The sequence below is a fragment of the Psychrobacter sp. NPDC078409 genome (genome assembly GCF_050268505.1).
Taxonomy (GTDB): Bacteria; Pseudomonadota; Gammaproteobacteria; order Pseudomonadales; family Moraxellaceae; genus Psychrobacter.
The window spans coordinates 50,043-69,177 of sequence record NZ_JBNNGW010000002.1 but is presented as its reverse complement, the minus strand read 5'-3'; the positions used below and the strand labels follow the sequence as shown (position 1 = coordinate 69,177).

Below are 19,135 nucleotides of genomic sequence, written 5' to 3'. Positions count from 1 at the left end.
GTTTTTTAGTAACCAACCACCGCTGCATCGACAATACGTGGATCAGACGATCCATAAATACCGTTTGGTGTGAGCATGATCGATTGCGTAGATCCCATCGCGGATTTTGGACTGACCGTATGACCCATTGATTCGAGCTTTTTGACAGTATCAATATTCAGTGCTTTTTCCACTCGAATCTCATCAGGTAGCCATTGATCATGGATACGCGGCGCATGTGTTGCCTCAGCGATATTCATATCATGGTCGATGACGTTAGAGATAATTTGAGTGACAGTCGTGATGATACGGCTACCACCTGGGCTACCCGTGACGATGTAAGGTTTGCTGTCTTTGAATACGAGCGTTGGACTCATAGAAGACAATGGACGCTTATTGGCTTCCACCGCATTGGCGTCGCCACCAAGTAGACCGTAGCCATTTGGTACGCCTGGTTTGGCAGAGAAATCATCCATTTCATTATTGAGCAGAATGCCTGTACCGTCCGCAACGAGACCAGTACCATAAGAGAAGTTCAACGTATAGGTGTTGGCTATCGCATTGCCGTCTTTATCGACGATAGAGAAGTGTGTGGTCTGATCACTCTCGTACGGCAGAGGATTGTTTGCTTTGATAGTGGCAGCTGGCGTGGCTTTATTGGGATCAATCAACGTACGCAGTTTGTCTGCGTAGGCTTGTGACGTTAAGCCGCTGGCAGGTACATCGATAAAGTCAGCATCTCCCAGATACTCAGCACGATCTGCATAAGCCAGTTGCATCGCTTCCGCCATTAAATGAATGGTTTGGGCGCTATTTTGGCCGTAGTCTTTGAGCGGATAGCCTTCTAAGATATTTAAAATCTGCACGATGTGAATACCACCAGAAGAGGGCGGCGGCATAGAGACAATCTCATAGCCACGATAGTCGCCTTTGACAGGTTCGCGAGCGATGGCTTGATAATTGGCTAAATCCTGCAGGCTCATGCTGCCGCCTGCTTCATTGACTGCTTTGACCAGTTTTTGAGCAGTCTCACCCCTATAAAACCCATCCGCACCTTGTGCGGCAATTAGCTTTAGCGAACGTGCAAGCTCTGGCTGTTTTAACCGCTCACCCGGCTGATAAGCGCTGCCATCAGGCTTAAAAAACACTTTTTTGGTACTTGGCCATTTCTGTAAGCGATCACTCAACGCCGTGAGTGACTCTGACAAGCCAGCGGTGACTTCTATGCCGTCTTCAGCCAGTGCTATCGCTGGTGCCATAACTTGCTCGCGGCTCATCGTACCATGCTCTTCTAATGCTTTTAGTAGTCCTGCTACTGTCCCTGGTACGCCAACTGCCAAGCCATGATAGCGAGATAAGTCGCTGACAGCATTGCCTGCTTCATCGAGGTACATATCGCGTGAGGCGCTACTTGGTGCTTTTTCACGGTAATCAAGCGCCACCGTTTTGCCTTGCTTGGCATCATAAATCATCATAAAACCGCCACCACCGATATTACCCGCACGCGGCAAGGTTACTGCTAGGGCAAAACCCACTGCAACGCCAGCATCTACTGCATTACCGCCATCTTTTAGAATCTGTAGACCAATGTCAGAAGCAAGCGCTTCTTGGGTAGCGACCATGCCGTTTTTCGCCCAAACTGGATGATGAATGGCGTCTTCAGAGTAAATAGCTTGGTCGCTATTGGCTTTACTATATGTGGTGTTAAGGGTATTTGTCTTCGCTCGCGTGATGCGCTTGGTTTCAGATAATACCGTTGGACTATCAGCCATGATGGCCAAGTTTATGGCACTGGTGTTGATTGATGTATTGTTGACCGTGGCGTTACTTGTTGAGGTCGTTGGCTCTACAGCCTGTGCGGATATAGATAGTAGTAGCGTACTGGTAATGAGCACGACGCTAGATTTGAGTAAGGTATTAATTTTTGGTTTACGCTGCTGAGCGGTTCGATGGTGGCGAGATAATAACTGTGACATCGCAAAGTCCTTTTTACGCGAGTGGAGAGAATAGAGCTAGGAAATAGATGAGCCTAAATAGTAACGAAAATATGAAATAGTAGAAAGTTGTTTATTATCTTTTGTGGTGTACGCTTTTATAGCGCTTGGCTGTATCAGCTACATTTCAAATAACTGAAGCTGATTATAAAACAGCCGTTATATAGAGAAGATTACTTATGAATGAAGAAGTTCTTTAAAAATATTCGCTAATATTACTAAATTGTAATGTCTTGTGATATAAATAACGGTACCACTGTACACTCATTATCGACTGTCTATTCATACAAAGAGATTACTATGTCATCACATCATATTAATAACCGCAATCGACAGCGCTACTCTGAGACTGCGCCTGCTTATTTATCTACCACTGATCATAAAAAATATAATGGTAACAATAATAACGGTCATCTATATCTAACCAGTAAATTGACGTCTATCGCCTTGATGGTTGGTAGTGCTTCACTTGTACTCGCAGGTTGCCAATCAACTCCAGCCAGCTCATCTTCCAATCTGTCGTCGAATAGCAGCGGCTCTAGTACTATGATGGACTTTAGTGTCGCAGATGCCGCGCAGAGCCAACGTCAGGGTCAAGCCTTTACTGCCAGTCAAAATGCTCAAGCCGCGCGTTATGAGCAGCTATTTGATCAAGAGAAGTATCCAAATACCGAAAACCAAGCCAAATCACACTTGCTTGCAGCCATTCGTCAGCACTTGGCGACCGAGCATGTCGCAGTCGCCACAGCCAACTATCGCTCAACACCATTCATTGACCCAAATAGTATTGACGCAGGATCTAGTAGCTTGCTCAGAACGATTATAGAAACCTATGTGTATCAGCCTGAGGGTATGTATGATAGTAGCGATGATGAGGCGCAAGCTGAGGCTAGAGCAGAAGTAGCAGCGGTAGGTGTAGAGTCGAATAAATGCAATGAAAACGAAGACGATGATGCTTATGAAGTCTGTGTGGTAGAGGGTATTAACTACGATTATGATGACGCAAAAGATTCGATAGAGTCCGGCTATCCTAGTGATTATGATAAGTCTAGAGCAGAAGCTGAAGCAGAGAGAAGAGCCATTGCTGCTATATTGGCGGAAGCGGGGGAGAATGAGCCGACGAGCAGTGATACCAACAGCAATAACGAGTATGCCTACGATACAGCAGATTATGATAACGACGATTATAGTAGCGCTGATTACAGTAGTGAGGACTATGATAATTATGATGAATACAGTAGCGGTACTGAAGGTATGCTCTCAGGGATGTCAGGGTTAAGTCCAAAGTCAATGGCTGCAAAGTATGAAGCCATGCAAATGGCAAAACAGCAAGCTAAGACAAAGACGGTAAATCGTGGCAGCCTACCAATGTCATCTACAGGCATGATTGGCAATATACTTGATATGTTCTACCGCACTCCTGAGCAAATAGCTGCATCCAATGCTTATCAGTATGAGCATCTAACATTCAATAGTGTCAGTCAATACCGTCCCAAACAGCGCCAACTACAAAGCGTCTATAGCTACGACTACGCCACACCAACGATTAGCTCATCGATACAGATACCGTTAGCATTTGATTTTAATAATAGCAGTGTCGTAGTAGATCCATCGGCCATTATGCCGATCGTTGCACTTGTTAACCCTGAGAATACGCCACTACCAGCACAGATGACCTCGCATACGGTGAGCTTTGGTTTGCCTGAAAGTATCACGGCACAATTGCCACCAGCGGTGCTCTATGATGCGGTGCTCAACGCAATACAGAACAGCATGGCTGAGCTTGCGCCTGAACATTTTAGCGCAGTTGATATCAGTGGTGATGCGTTTGCCAAAGAAGTCGGTGCGACTCGTGCAATAAAAGTCTATTTCGGTAGTCAGCAAAGCGGTGAAATGATTGGTAAGACGCTCAAATATGTGACGAAATCACTGCAAGAATACGTAGATGCCAATCTAGATAAATATCCTGATGGTGCCGCACTAAAGACAGCACTTGCTAAAGTGCAGTTATACAATAAAGGCTATCAAAGCGCGGATGTCGGTTCGCTATTGCAGCTGATCGAAGCTATCGGTCCTATCTCATTTAATCAAATCAACTACTATTACTTAGACAGCTCAGATCGACTGCTGGCCAAGCAGCAACGTGTCAATATCGGTGGTGATTTGATGGGGTCGACCACAACCATGCTAAACCAAGTGCGTTACGATAAAGCCAGCTTCAACCGTCATGCCTTGACACCGCTGCTCGCTGAGTCTTTTGGTCCAGACGCGATGCCTCCTATCGATGGCAATGCATGGATAGCTACGCAGCGCGAGAAAAAAGACAGATTACAAACGGCCCGCTATGCACGCTACGACTATCAAGATAACGGTGTCGAGGGTGCTTATAGCAGTGATGAGTATGGCAGCGATGAATATGGTAACGATAATGGCAATGGCGCAGACGCTGTCGATGAGAGCCGAGTTGACGATGCTCAAGATGATATGAATGAAGAATAGAAGTCAAATGACCTCATCTCATTGCATTTACGCTCATATCTATTAAGGATAAAAAATGAAAATAGTACATCACACCATTGCACAATGTCTGCCATTTAAGACTAAAAATAATCTGCTAGTGACCAGCGCATTTTTGACAGGGGCACTGTTGTTAACAGGTTGCCAGTCTACCGGTTTGGGCCAGTCCAACACGGCGGCTGTAAAACAAGCACCTAGCGTTGCTAAAAAGACACTAGAAACAGCACTACAAAAACAGCGTCGTCAGTCATTTAGCTATCATAGCAATCTTGAGATTGGCAATAACCAACAATTTACAGATGCTGATACTGATACTGGTACGGAGAAAATGGCGGTATCAGACTATGTAGATGAACACTGCGAAGAGGCACATGACCAAGCGTACGCCGCTCTAATCCTGCAAGCAGAACAGCAAAACAAAGATATCTTAGCGGTGGATTACGATACTAAGCGTGACAGCATAAGGCAGTCGTACTTTGAGTGCGTAGCTGCCTATCATGCATGGGATGACCATCAATACGATAGCGATGTAAAAGTAGCACCAGATTATCAAGCGCTATTTGATAATTATGAGGATAAACAAAGACCGTTAGATAGGAAGAAAGCACAGTTATTAGATGAGTACCTACTAAAGCCGCTTTCTATCGATTCTCAAGGGATCTATCAACCGATGGCAGGCAAGGCTACGATGCTCGCCAGCGCGCAATATCAAGCACGTAATCATCACAGCAGCATCAACCAGCCTATTTATATGGATTTTAAAAACGGTGATATTTACCTATGGGCAGATAACTTTGCGATTCTAAACTCAGAATTGTTAGACGATAAACTCGGTACAAAATGGCAAAACAAGTGGTTAAAAATAGCCATTGATGATGGTACATTGCCTAAAGGGTTTGGTAGTGAAGTAATCAAAAGCCACTTTGCAGCGTTAGATGCGACTTATGACGCGGCGCCTGTCAGCCAGTTTAATTATGTTGCCCCTAACTCACTTGCTTCCCTGTCTCCAAAGCTGCCCGCGCACCAGTTATCGGCTATGCTACCAAGCGATCAAATCATTCGCCGAGTACAAAGCTTTGAGGATTATCAAGCGTCGCAACAGAAATATATGCAGATTTTCTATGATCGAATCAGTGAAAAATACCCAGAGCTGGTACAAGAACCCGAATCGATGACAGCGTTTGAGTCGATTCAAAATCCAAAGGCATTCACCAGTAAGTCTGTTGTGCAAAAAATACTGGCTATGATAAAAGATCAAATGAATGAGGAAGCAACGACGGGTGAGACCGTTGCCAATACAGAAGTACAGGAACTATACGGGTTTGATAAACGTGGTCAACTCAAATGGGAGCACTTACGCCGTCAGTTAGATAACACTAGCGAAGCGAATAACAACAAAGGCATGAGGATAGATGTGTTGCAGCAGTATTCCGCTGTTAGCACTAAGGACTTGGCGTTCCCTAACCTACCAAGTAATGTGCAGTCGCCGAACGCTAGCAATAGCATTGATTTACGAAAGTATGCTCCAGAGCTGCTGCAATATTACCAAGATGGTAATGGCACGGCAGTAGGTAAAATGGTCTTTAACATGTTGCCGATGGTCAGAGAGCGTTTTGGTTCGGTTGAGTAAATAGCGAGTTTCGTAAAAATGATTTTTCTACATTCGAATAGGATAGGTATGAAACAATATTTAGTAGGTATATTTTTTGCTGTCATCACTTTTAGCTCTGCTCAAGCGGGATGTATTGGCAACTCATCGTTCTCCACATGTTCTGATGCTAGTGGAAATACATACACAAATAATAGAATAGGGAATACTACATATACCTCTGGCTATAATAGTAGTACAGGAAGTAGTTGGAACCAAAGTACCAATAAAATTGGTAATACTTCATATACTAATGGTACCAGTGCTGATGGTGGTTCTTGGAATAAATCTTCTCAACAGATTGGTTCTTATACTTATCATAATGGTAGTGATAGTAATGGTAATAGCTTTAACTATTCATGCAATCAATATGGATGCAACTAAAATATATAGACGATAAAAAGTAAATAAAAAAGCGCACCTATCAACGGCGCGCTTTTTCATTTTATACGTATACAGCTGGGTAAAATAACACTTTTCCGGAGTGGCTTATTACATACCTTGATGCTGTTTGTCATGGCCTTTACGGTCTTTCGAATGCTTACGACCTTTTTCTTGTCTCTCTGATTTCATTTGTTCCATCTTTGCACGTTGCTCAGGAGTCAACACTTGAGCGATGGCATGTTGTGTTTGTACACGTTCGATAAAGCGTTGCTTTTCTTTTGCCGCTCGTTGATCGGCCAGACGGTTTAAAGCAGCAGTATTCAAAGTGCTAGCATTGGTCAGTGCTTGTATTTGCTGATCCATTTGCGCGCGTTCTGCTTGATGTTCTGCACGGTCAGCAGTGCGATCGCCACGTTTGTTTTGCATGATGGCTTTGATTTGCGCTTGCTGTGTCGCTGTTAGATCCAGTTTTGACATTGGGCCTCTCATCGCGCCATCTTTGTGGTTCTTTTGCATTTGTGCAGTTGGCGTTGTATCAGTGGTTGCGTTAACGCTGGTGCAAGCCGTTACTGTAAATATGCTAGACGCTGCTAATACTGAGCCTAATAGTAATTTTTTCATCATAATATCCTTGATTACATTGAGTTTGATTTCATAAGCACTAAATTTTTATCTCGCAAGTACCATCTGTTGAACGTTATCGCTCGTTATGGTTAGCCATCTTAGAAATGCAATACTTGCTGTTGATAGGAGTATATTACGACAGTTAAAGGTTACGAACATTTATGAAGTATTAAGAAAGGTAACGTTTCTGGTGAATTGGCAAGTGCTTGCCTGATAATATGGTTAACTACAGTCTACCGGCAATAAAAATACCATGGCGACAATCTCGCTAACCATATCACAATGACACCTGTACGCGGACTTACTGCGTCATGATTATTATAGATTGAGTAAATAAAGATAAATAAAAATTAAAGGAGAGAAGTATGCCAAACATCCTGATAGGCGATGACGACGAAGAGTTAACTCAGTTATTGCAAGAGTACTTGGACAATCACGGCATTCGCTGTGACTGCGTGCATGATGGTGCAGCAGTCATACAACGACTCAAAGCAGTAGCACACGAAGATACGGTTTATGATTTGCTCGTGCTCGATATTATGATGCCGAAACTGGATGGGTTGAGTGTCTTGCGTCAATTACCAAATATTATCGATATTCCAGTCATTATGCTGACAGCAAAAGGGGAAGAGATTGACCGTATTATTGGTCTAGAGCTTGGTGCTGATGACTATATCACCAAACCTTGTAACCCTAGAGAGCTGCTGGCTCGGATCAATGCAGTGATTAAACGTACCAATACGACCGCATCAGAGCATACTCCGTTGCCAGAGAGTCGTTTGCATCTCGATCAAAACCAACGTGCCTGTCAGATAGATGGGGTAACGCTACAAGTCACGGGTACAGAGTTTGATCTGCTCGTGGCCTTGCTCAAACAAAAAGGGGAAGTGGTCAGTAAAGCATGGCTGTCAGAAAATGTCTTGCAGCGTGAGTTGCAGCCATTTGACCGTAGCCTCGATGTACACGTATCTCGCTTACGCAAAAAACTTCAACCTTTCCACGATGAGCCAATAAAAGCGGTGCGTGGTAAAGGTTATCAACTGGTGCTGTAATGACGGACATATCGATGAAAGCTTCTGAGCAGACCCTCAAAAAATCACCTAAGTTTAAGGTGCGCATTACTCTGTTTTGGCGTTTGTTCCTGAGCCTATTACTGACGATTTTAATTACCTCTGTACTGTCCATCGTGGTAGAGCGCTGGCTAGCTGAAAAAGAGCTGACCTCTCGTATGGATGTGCAAATCGATAGCCTATTGATAAAGCGTGAAGAGATGGTCGCATCACTACGGGCTGGTGATGTGGAGTCTGTCAGGGAGATGTATCGTCAAGACCGCCAGCTGATGAATCAAATCAGAGTCTATGATGAGCAGGGCGCTATTATATTCCCGCGTTACCGTGACAAAGACGATCGCGCGCAAGGACAACTGCAAAGTGGTCGGCAGCTAATGGATCGTGCAATACAACCGTTGCAGCAAATACCACCTAGAGTAGAGAATAACGTTTATGGCGTAGAAGGCCGCAATGCTGACAATAGACTGCGTGAACACGACAATGAGATACCAAAAGATGAGCCGTCTTTTTGGCAAAAATTCCTAAAACCAAGAACGGCAAGTAGTGCAGCAGTAGCTGATATCGATACTCGTCCTGAACTGGCTGATATGTCTGTTGAACTACCTGATGGTCAGTCAATCATCATACAGTTGCGTCCGCACTTGCGTTTTTCAGACGTAGTAGAGATACAGCACGGGAATTTTCCAATACGTTTGCTATTAATCGTTATCTTTAGTGTACTGGTCTGCATATGGCTCAGTCGTACGCTGACCCAGCGAATTGGCCGTGTACAAAATACCGTACACCGTATGATTGATGGTAATTATCAAGCCAACCCAGAACTGTCCAAGATGGGCGATGATGAGTTGGGGCTACTTGCCAAAGACGTCGCCCATCTATCGACGAGGCTCGTCGACAGTGAGCTGGCACGCAAGCAAATGCTTAGTGATATCTCACATGAGCTGCGTTCGCCACTTGCTCGTCTGGATGTCGCGACTGAACTGACTCGAGACTTTGCGCCCAATGCCAATCGTTATCTAGACCGTATCGATAAAGAATCTACACGAATGAATGAGCTAATTGAGCAGATCATTCATATTCAATCCCTACAAATGCAGCAATATACCGTCGATAATTTGGAGAGTGAGGCAGTCGATATATCCGACATCATTAGCAATATCGGAGAGGATGTCTGCTTTGAGTTTCAACATAAAGACGTACATTGGCAATGGCAACCGCCTGTAGCCTCAGCGTTGGATGATTTGGAAGGTTTTTGGACCGTCCAAGGTAATGCAGAGCAGTTGTATAGCGCACTTGAAAACGTCATTCGCAATGCTTTTATGCACACGGCAGCGGGTTCGACAGTGATTGCGGAAATCAAAGCAATACAAATGGACAATAAGGTACCAGCTGTTCAAATTAATATAACAGACGAAGGTGGCGGTGTGGCAGACAAGGACTTAGAACGTATTTTCCATCCCTTTGTGCGGCTCGATACTGCTCGGCATCGTGATACTGGCGGCTATGGTCTTGGATTGGCTATTGTTCACGCTGTAGTCATGGCGCATAAAGGATATATCAATGCTCATAACCGCCAAGATGGTATCCAAGGATTGGTGGTTCAAATAGTGCTACCTAGCAGATAAAAAGATAAATAATTTATGTAACCAATATGCGCTTATCATGTATTTGTAATGTGTATAAGCGCATGTTTAGTAGTAGATAAAAGCTGACTCTTTTTAAAACCGACGTAATTTATTATAAATAGACACAAATTAAAAGTAATTATATTCGTTTATATGAATATAAATGACGAACGGTATCAAAACACAGATGAACGGCATTGTCTCTCTGTATATATTCGGTAATACTAATATATACAGAGAGTGATAAAGATTATACAAAACAGAACGTCTTATTCCTTAAAGACTACTACAACTATTATTTGAACAAGGTCTCGTTATTATAAGCTTATAACCCGTTTTATTTTGTCACATCGTCTCTCTGACATGGATCTTATCTCTGATTTTTTAAATCTGACAAGTCTGTAAGGGAGTACGCATCATGAACCGCATCTATAAAGTCATCTGGAATGAAGCCCTAAGTTGTTTTACCGCCGTTGGTGAATACGCGAAGGGACGTGGCAAATCTTCCAAATCGAGTATTAGCTCTAACGCTACCATCAACACAACGTCTAACCTGTCCGTTATCCATACGTTACGTCTGAGCACTATAGCGCTTGGGCTACTAGCTGCTGGCTTTGGCATGCAGGCAAATGCATTGGGTACTTACTTTGCTGGAGACGACCCAACACCTAGAATACATACCAACTCATTCTTTCATCAAACACTAACGGTGCAGGGTGGAGAGACGGTCACTGGCGATGCCAATACCAAAAATATCAGCGTGAATGCCAATAGGCGTGATAAAGCGCTAACGATAAAGCTCGATGAAAATGTCGATTTAGGGAATGATGGCAGTCTCAAAACGGGCGATACCTTAGTCGATAATTCTGGCATTAAGATTACAGCCATAAATCCAGCCAATAGTGTCATTTTGAGCAGTAGTGGCCTAAACAATGGCAATAACAAAATTACCAATGTATCCAATGGTGCTGTGATAGCAGGGAGTAAAGATGCAGTTAATGGCTCGCAGCTATACAGATTGGTCAACATAGTTAAAGACAATAAAACCAAATATTATAGTGTTGACTCTGAAGCTATTGGTAATGCCAACAACGATGGCGCAACAGGTTATAACGCTATGGCCATGGGTGGCAACGCAAAGGCGACTGGCAGCCAAACCATCGCTATTGGTAGCTCTGAATTTGGACAGCAAACATTAGCAAGTGGCGAGCAGTCTATTGCTATTGGTGCCAATGTCGTTTCAAGAGGCGGCTCTTCTATTGCCATCGGTGGCGATGACCTAAACTTAGCATCGATATACAATATCGACGGTAGTATCACTAGCACTGATCTAAACAGTGGCACAGTCAATACGGTTTTTAATGAATATGCGGGTCGAGATCTACTGGATGCAAGCGACCCATATACAGGAAATACTGAATCGGGCGGGGCAGCTTCCATAGCAATTGGTGTCAAAGCTCGTACGGCAGGTCATCTTGCAACTGCAATAGGCACGCATGCGAATGCTGCTGCAACCGCGTCATCAGCGTTCGGTGTGGCTGCCTCTGCTACTGAAAAAGGGGCCTTGGCACTGGGTGCTGGCGCTCAGTCTAATGCTCAAGATGGCGTGGCACTAGGATCGCAATCTGTGGCTAACGTTGCAGGTGGTGCGGTTGGCTTTGCTCCAACAAGTGCTAGTGTCGTAGACAAAGCAGCTATTACAGCAACTAATAGTACAGGCCTTGGTGCAGTTTCTGTTGGTAGCTCTACTAATGGCACTCGCCAAATTGTAAATGTCGCAGCAGGTACTCAAGACAGTGACGCAGTAAACGTATCTCAATTAAAAGCGTTAGATACTATCGTTGCTGGCATTGATTTTCCTATTCGTTCTAGCAGTGCACAGCCATACACCACGTCAGTAACAGGTACTGATGCTCTTGCCGTTGGCTCGAATGCCAATGCAAAAGGTAATAATGCAACCGCTGTTGGAGAGAGCGCATTTGCAAACGCAAATGCAACCGTTATCGGTGAAGGCGCAAGATCTTCATTCAACGGCTTTGCTGGTGGTCAGGAGGCCAAAGCGGGTGTTAATTCAGTGGCGATAGGTCAAAGAGCCACAAACGGAACCGCAAGTCGTGCGGTTGCGATAGGCTATCAAGCAAAAGCCATGGCTCAAGACACCATTGCAATTGGTCTCGATGCACAAGCTAAAGCGCAAGGCGGTGTGGCACTCGGTAAAGGTGCTAGTGCAAATGCTCTAAACAGCGTGGCTTTAGGTCAAAACTCTATTGCAGCTGTACAAAGCGGCGCATCTTTCTTAACCAACGTTGCTGCTGATGCCAATAACGGCACCGTCTCAGTAGGCGCTGTTGCAAGCGAACGTCGTATCATTAACGTTGCAGGTGGTTCAGCAGATACGGATGCAGTGAACGTATCTCAGCTAAAAGTGGTTACAGAAACTGCTAATAGAGGCTGGGATATCAGCGCACAAGGTGATAGTGCTACCGCAAGTACAGTAGGACCTGGAGATTCAGTTGACTTCAACAGTAAAAACAGCAATATCACTGTTTCTAAAGACACTACTAGTAATGATGTCTCGTTCGAACTCAACAATAACTTAGACCTAGGTAATAACGGTAGTGTAGAAATGGGTTCAAGCTCTCCGTTCGGTTTTGGTGATACAACGACACTAGATCGCTCAGGTCTAACAACAGGTAACTCATACCTTAGTACAACTGTAGATGGTTTAGGTGTGAGAACGGGTAATAGCGTAGTTAATACAACCGTTAGTAGTTTAGGCGTCGCTGTATCAACGCCATTTTCTAAAACTCTTCTATCTAGTAATGGTCTCAATATTATTGGTGGTCCAAGCGTAACAAAATCTGGTGGTATCAATGCTGCCAACAAAAAGATTATCAATGTTGATAACGGTGAAGACCCAAATGACGCTGTCAATGTCAGTCAGCTCAGCAGTGCCTCTGCCGCCGCTAAAACAGAGGTCGCCGCAGGTACTAACGTGGAGGATGTTGTGAAGTCTACGGGTGGTAACGGTCAAGATGTCTATACTATTAATGCGGATGGTGTGACTACTTCAGCAGGCTCTGATGCCGTCACTGTCACAGCAGGTGAAAAAGATGACACAACTAACACGACCGATTATTCTGTTGATTTAAGTACTGATAGCAAAGCCAGTCTAGTTAAAGCAGACAGTGCCATGCAGACCATTATTGCTCAAATAGATGGCGTTGATGTTAAAACGCTCAATAAAACTGATAATACGGCTAATTTCCTAACGGGAGATAACATTGTTCTTAATGCTGAGGATGGTGGCATTAGAATCGCTACAAAAGAGGATGTTACTTTTACTAGTGCCAGCTTTGCTAATAGTACAGTCCGTGTGAGTAGTGAAGGTCTTGATAATGGCGGCAATAGAATCATCAATGTAGATGATGGTGATGCACCTACGGACGCTGTCAACGTCAGACAGCTAAACGTCGTGACAGAAACTGCTAATAGAGGTTGGGATATTAGTGCACAAGGTGATGCTACCACTGCAAGCACTGTAGAACCTGGAGATTCAGTTGACTTCAACAGTAAAAACAGCAATATCACTGTTTCTAAAGACACTACTAGTAATGATGTCTCGTTCGAACTCAACAATAACTTAGACCTAGGTAATAACGGCAGCGTCAGCACAGGTAATATCTTTGGTGGCACTCAAGTTAATCGCTTGGGCATGGTCACAGGTGGTCTGGCAATGGGTGGCGTCACTACAGTCAGTGGCGCTGGTGTGACCGTAACAGGTATAAACCCTTTTAACCCATCTAATGCCACGTTGACCAGTGATGGTCTAACCATTCTGAATGGTCCAAGCATGACCAGATCTGGTGGTATCAATGCTGGCAATAAAAAGATCACAAACGTTAAAGCGGGTGTCTTAGATAAAGACGCTGTCAACGTTAGTCAGCTAAATAGCTCATCTGCCGCTGCTAAAACAGAGGTCGCCGCAGGTACTAATATTGCGGGTGTTGTGAAGTCTACAGGTGGTAACGGTCAAGATGTCTATACCGTCAATGCAGATGGTGTTACTGCTTCAGCAGGCTCTTCTGCCGTCACGGTCACAGCAGGTGACAAAGACGAGTTTACCAACATGACCGACTATGCCGTTGACTTAAGTGCTGATAGCAAAGCCAGTCTGGTAAAAGCGGACAGTGCCATGCAGACCATTGTTGCTCAAATAGATGGCGTTGATGTTAAAACGCTTAACCAAACGGACAATACGGCGAATTTCCTAACAGGAGATAACATTGTTCTCACTGCTGAGGATGGTGGTATTAAAGTCGCTACAAAAGAGGATGTCACTTTCACTAGTGCTAGCTTTACTGATAGTACAGTTCGTGTGAGTGGTGAAGGTCTTGATAATGGCGGCAACAGAATCATCAATGTAGATGATGGTGATGCAGATACTGATGCTGTCAATGTTAGACAATTAAATGCAACCAACAATACAGTGGACCTAGGACTGAACTTTACAGGAGATGATACAAATGTTGTCGTCAATCGCAAGTTAGGTCAAACGTTGACACTCCAAGGAGGTGCTACCAACGTAACTGAAAACAATATCGGTGTGATCGCTGATGAAGATGGCAATCTAAATGTTAGATTGGCTGAAGATGTCATGCTTGGTAAAAACGGTAGCGTGAGAATGGAAAGCACGGTGCTTAATAATGCAGGCGTCACCATCACTGATGGTCCTAATCAGACCATTACGTTAAGCAACGAAGGTCTTGATAATGGTAATAATAGAATTATCAAAGTTGATAAGGGAATTGCCCCAACCGATGCCGTAAACTTTGCACAGCTCACTATGACTAATGATGAAATTGCTAAAGGTATCAAAATTGGTGACGGCAATAGTGCTAATGATCAGCAATTTGCATTAGGCGATACCATCAATGTCACAGGAGATAACAATCTGACTACTGTCGCTTCTGCGACTGGCGTCCAAGTGAAACTGAATAATCAGTTAGACCTCGGAGATGATGGCAGTATACAGATAGGCAATAGCATCATGAGTGATGCAGGCTTTACCTTCGTTGGAAATGGCGTGAATAGAATGGTTGCGCAGGTCTCATTGAGTAGCCGTGGTCTAGACAATGGAGGCAACACCATTCGCAACGTTGGGGAAGGTGTGCTAAATACGGATGCTGTCAATGTTGGGCAGTTAAAAGATGTCGCCATTGCCTTGGATCAAGGTTGGGGCATCACCGCTCAAGGTGATATCGCTACGATGGTAAAACAAGGAGATGCCGTCGACCTCAGTAGTAAAGACGGTAATATCAAGGTATCTAGGAAATCAGTGAGTGATGCGGCTGCTTTCGATAGTAGTCCATCATTGCAAGCTGCAGCCATCCCTACCAATGCTAATGATATTAGCTTTGATCTGAACCCAGATATTACTTTGAATAGCGTAACCACTGGTGATACGGTTATGAATGACAATGGACTGACCATTGCAGGTGGCCCAAGCATCACAAAAATTGGTATTGATGCCGCTAATACCAAAATTACCAACGTTCAAAATGGGGAAGTTTCGGTGACAAGTCAGGACGCTATAAATGGCGGTCAGCTTTATGCCCAAGGAGCTGGTATCAGTAGTATTATCGGTGGTGACACTGTATACAATGCCGAAGATGGTACTTTTACCAACAGCGACATTGGTGGAACGGGTGAAAGCAATATTGATGGTGCGATTGCTTCTATCAGACAAGGCACGATTGAAATTAGTGAAAATGTGCAAATTAACACAGAGAGCATTACCACTAATACGACAAATATTGCTACGAATACCAGCAATATCACGACCAATACTACGAGTATCGAAACCAATACGGATAAGCTAGATGCTGGACTCAATTTTGGCGCAGACAGTGGTGCCAATATCAACAAACCAATTGGCGATGGTAGCGTCCTCAGCTTCACTGGTAGTAATAACATCACCACCACAGCAGATGGCAGTAGTATTAAGTTTGATCTAAACGGTAATATCAGCGTTGATAGTGTCACAGTTGGGACAACGGTTATTAATAGTGAGGGCATCAGTATGCAAGATGGGCCAAGTATGACGTCTCAAGGTCTATATGCTGGTAACCAACGTATGACTGGTGTCGCCGATGGGGTCGAAGCAACAGACGCCGTCAATTATAGTCAGCTTAGCGCGCTTGATAGTCGACTCAATAACAATATGAGCGATCTTGGCTACAAAATCGACGAAGTAGAAGACGATGCAAATGCAGGTATCTCAGCTGCAATGGCTATGTCGGCAATGCCTCAGGCTTATATCGCAGGTAAGTCATTGATTGGTGGCGGTGTCGGTACCTATAACGGAGAGAGTGCTGTAGCAATTGGTTTCTCTAAGTTATCTAATGACGGTCGCTGGGTCATCAAGGTAAATGGTACAGCAGATACTCAAGGCAACGTAGGCGGTGCAGTTGGTGCAGGCTTCCATTTTGACTAACAAAACCTCTCAATTGTAGTTATCGGTAGACTATAAAAAAGCAAGACATTGGATGTCTTGCTTTTTTACGGCTTAAAGATAAACAATTAAGGTAATAAAGCTACCGATAAGTAAAGATAAGCGCTTGTAGGTTGTGTCTTACAAGCGCTTATTTCTTATAATTAAAGTGCTTCTATATTCTGAACATTGCACCATTCGGTTTCAGTCCAACATAGGCCATACCTGCTTGATTCATCCAGTGAGGTTGAATAATGCCATGCTGCAAAATCGCATGAATATCTCTATGTGCTCTTTCTATCTTGTGCTTTTTATATAGGGAAGCCGTACCTGCGACTGCGTAAATTTCAGATACCATCTCGCGAGCTTCTCTTGCGGCTTCACAAGACGCTGCCCACACATCGGCAAGCTGTATATCAGTAAAGGTGTTCTTCTGCTGAGATTCTTCCCATAGGACCTCGACACTATAATGCAGTTGGGTGCGTTTTGATGCCAGTACTGTTTTACTCTTAGCAATGGTAGCCTGTACCGTTGCACGGTCGCGTAGATCTGGACTCTTACCAGGCGTTACTCTCTCAAGGCACATATCAACCAAGTCATCCATAGCGGCTTTTAATACGCCTAGCGCCATAGCTGCACAGCCAGCAGCATTGATACAACCAATAGGCAGTCGACTGTAGGCAGTATCGACAGCCACAGAACTGTCAAAGTCAACTACATAAGCCTCTTTGACAAAAGCGTCTTTAACAATTATATCATGGCTACCTGTGCCATTTAGGCCGCCCACATCCCACGTATCAATGATTTTTACGTCTTTCTTGGGAATAAAAAATAGCTTTAAATTTGCACCTGGACCAAGGGTCGTAGGAGAGCCTTCGGAGATAACAAGACAACGGAGCACAAACCAGTCAGCCAATTGGCATCCAGAGACGAGTGTCCATTGTCCTGATACCATGTAGCCATTATCTACTGTTTGTGCCACGCCCTCAGGACGTGCGGAATTGGCATAAATATGAGAGGGGTCACTGTATACTTCTTTCATACTGGACTCGTCCAAAAATCGACCGAATGTACAGGCCAAATGGTTGTTCCAAACGATCCAAGCAACGGAGGCCTCAGCACTGGCCAACGTCTCATAAGTTTTTAGCGTTTCTATTGGGTTTCCTGCCCATCCTCCTAATGATTTAGGCAGCCCCATTCTAAACAATGCAAATTCTGAAAGTTTATTGACTACCACGGGTGCAATTTTTCTAGCGCTTTCTGTTTCATCTCTAAACATGATTGCTGATGCATAAATCTTGTTTGCTGCATCGGATGGTAGGGTGGTTATCTCTGCTGAGGATATATCATTCATATTGTTCAACCTTATTGTGATGAATAAGACAGTACTTTTTTCTACAGCTGATAAAGTACAAATTTGAGCGATGACAAATGCTTATATAAAGAATAACCAACAGCCGCCCACCATACAACTGTTAATATGAATATATTAAAAATTATATTGTAAAAATTGAATAAATGGTGTGTTTATTAAAATGTTGACAATAATCTTGGCAGTTAGTAGACCCTCTAGCACTACAATTTGAGTAATTACGTTTTAAGTAATTACGTTAAGGTGTCAGCGACTGTATAGATTATATGTACAGTGCATAAATATTAATTAGATAAACTCATATACAGGGTTGTTTTTAATGAGTATTCTAAGAGGTATAATGATACCAAACCTCTTTACTCGTCTTATTACTACTTGGGTGACCGTTGCTGTCATCATATTGCACGGTATCACTGTGTGGGCGATGATATCTGTGGATAGCCCAAAACCGCTTGAGACAAAAATTACACCAAAAGCTATTCAGCTAGAGCTGATCACACTGCCATCGCCATCTGAAAAAACGCTTAGCAAAGATTCTCGGTCACAACCTTTACCTTCCAAAGCCTTAATACCTGATAAGACGTTAGTGAAGCCGATAGAGGAAATCGAACTTGCACCAGTAATGGAACCTTCAGTAGTATCAAATCCAGTAAATCCAGTAAATCCAGTAAATCCAGTAAATCCAGTAAATCCAAAAGAGAAAGCATCCGTCCCAGCAGAAAATAAAACACTACCTAAAACATATACAGATACTAAACCTACTATCAACGCTGCGTCATCAGTCCAAAGTCTGACAATAGTAGAATCAAGAAAAGTTGCTCATTCATCTGATAATAACAATGAAAACGAAGACGATCTATCTGCTATGATTCGAGCAGTGACAGCTCAATTCAATCGTGAACAGGCCATACAGAAGCGCCAAGCCACAAAACAGGCTAGTAAAGAACAGGTTGAAAAGGATCGCTGGCAAGCACAAGCGGCTAGTGAGGCAATTGAAAAGATGCTTACGTTAGCTGCTGATCAAGCAGAAAAGCAAAATAGTGACCAAGCTGAGCTAGATAATGAAATGGACAATACTGTAGAAACAGTGTTTAAAGCGGATTATGGCAGTTGGCAGGAAGAAGGGGAACCTACGACAAGTGTTCCATCACTTGTATGGCGCAGTGTCAATACGAGCCTAGGAGATGTCTTTATCGTTATGCTCGAGTTGCACGTCAATAAAGAAGGTGCAATTACTGAGGTGCAATTACTGGAGTCATCAGGTAGCCCAATTATTGATGCGATAGCGACCACTCAAGTTAGGGCAGGGCAATTGAACCCATTAAAAAACGATGGCAACGTCGTCGATGCCATCGTTCCTATGTCACTGGTCTATGAGAGGCCTTGAGTGAATGATTTAAAAATACTCATTTATATTTTTTAATATTTT

General features: G+C 43.8%; 10 protein-coding genes. 7 read left to right on the top strand and 3 right to left on the bottom strand.

The window, feature by feature from the left end:
* Window positions 1–5: 5 nt before the first annotated feature.
* Window positions 6–1,955 carry a gamma-glutamyltransferase gene (gene ggt / locus ACQKC9_RS03410; protein WP_427620510.1) on the bottom strand — a complete coding sequence of 650 codons (1,950 nt, stop codon included), beginning with the start codon at window positions 1,953–1,955 and terminating at the stop codon, window positions 6–8.
* Between the two features lie 318 nt (window positions 1,956–2,273).
* Between ggt and ACQKC9_RS03405 the strand changes: the two genes are divergently transcribed.
* Genes ACQKC9_RS03405 through ACQKC9_RS03395 form a run of 3 tightly spaced genes read left to right on the top strand, consistent with a single transcriptional unit; the run spans window position 2,274 to window position 6,522 of the window.
* The gene (locus tag ACQKC9_RS03405; RefSeq protein ID WP_427620509.1) at window positions 2,274–4,472 is read left to right on the top strand and encodes a hypothetical protein; all 2,199 of its coding nucleotides are present in this window, start codon (window positions 2,274–2,276) and stop codon (window positions 4,470–4,472) included.
* Window positions 4,473–4,527: 55 nt separating this feature from the next.
* Entirely contained in the window at window positions 4,528–6,120 is a 1,593-nt protein-coding gene (locus ACQKC9_RS03400; protein WP_427620508.1) for a hypothetical protein, read from the top strand.
* Between the two features lie 48 nt (window positions 6,121–6,168).
* The gene (locus ACQKC9_RS03395; protein ID WP_427620507.1) at window positions 6,169–6,522 is read left to right on the top strand and encodes a hypothetical protein; all 354 of its coding nucleotides are present in this window, start codon (window positions 6,169–6,171) and stop codon (window positions 6,520–6,522) included.
* Between the two features lie 108 nt (window positions 6,523–6,630).
* Here ACQKC9_RS03395 and ACQKC9_RS03390 read toward each other — a convergent pair whose 3' ends face one another.
* Complete coding sequence (locus tag ACQKC9_RS03390) at window positions 6,631–7,143, bottom strand: Spy/CpxP family protein refolding chaperone (RefSeq protein WP_427620506.1); 513 nt, start codon at window positions 7,141–7,143, stop codon at window positions 6,631–6,633.
* A gap of 368 nt (window positions 7,144–7,511) precedes the next feature.
* Between ACQKC9_RS03390 and ACQKC9_RS03385 the strand changes: the two genes are divergently transcribed.
* The 3 genes from ACQKC9_RS03385 to ACQKC9_RS03375 all read left to right on the top strand — a co-directional run bounded on the left by ACQKC9_RS03385 (window position 7,512) and on the right by ACQKC9_RS03375 (window position 16,337).
* The gene (locus ACQKC9_RS03385) at window positions 7,512–8,198 is read left to right on the top strand and encodes a response regulator transcription factor (RefSeq protein WP_057759848.1); all 687 of its coding nucleotides are present in this window, start codon (window positions 7,512–7,514) and stop codon (window positions 8,196–8,198) included.
* Between the two features lie 14 nt (window positions 8,199–8,212).
* Entirely contained in the window at window positions 8,213–9,841 is a 1,629-nt protein-coding gene (locus ACQKC9_RS03380) for a sensor histidine kinase (protein ID WP_427620505.1), read from the top strand.
* A gap of 418 nt (window positions 9,842–10,259) precedes the next feature.
* Window positions 10,260–16,337 (top strand): YadA-like family protein, encoded by a 6,078-nt coding sequence (locus ACQKC9_RS03375; RefSeq protein WP_427620504.1) that lies wholly within the window; start codon window positions 10,260–10,262, stop codon window positions 16,335–16,337.
* Between the two features lie 172 nt (window positions 16,338–16,509).
* Here ACQKC9_RS03375 and ACQKC9_RS03370 read toward each other — a convergent pair whose 3' ends face one another.
* Complete coding sequence (locus ACQKC9_RS03370) at window positions 16,510–17,688, bottom strand: hypothetical protein (RefSeq protein ID WP_427620503.1); 1,179 nt, start codon at window positions 17,686–17,688, stop codon at window positions 16,510–16,512.
* A 358-nt stretch (window positions 17,689–18,046) separates the two neighbouring features.
* Here ACQKC9_RS03370 and ACQKC9_RS03365 point away from each other — a divergent pair, with 358 nt between their 5' ends.
* Entirely contained in the window at window positions 18,047–19,093 is a 1,047-nt protein-coding gene (locus ACQKC9_RS03365) for an energy transducer TonB (RefSeq protein ID WP_427620502.1), read from the top strand.
* The last annotated feature ends 42 nt before the right edge of the window (window positions 19,094–19,135 follow it).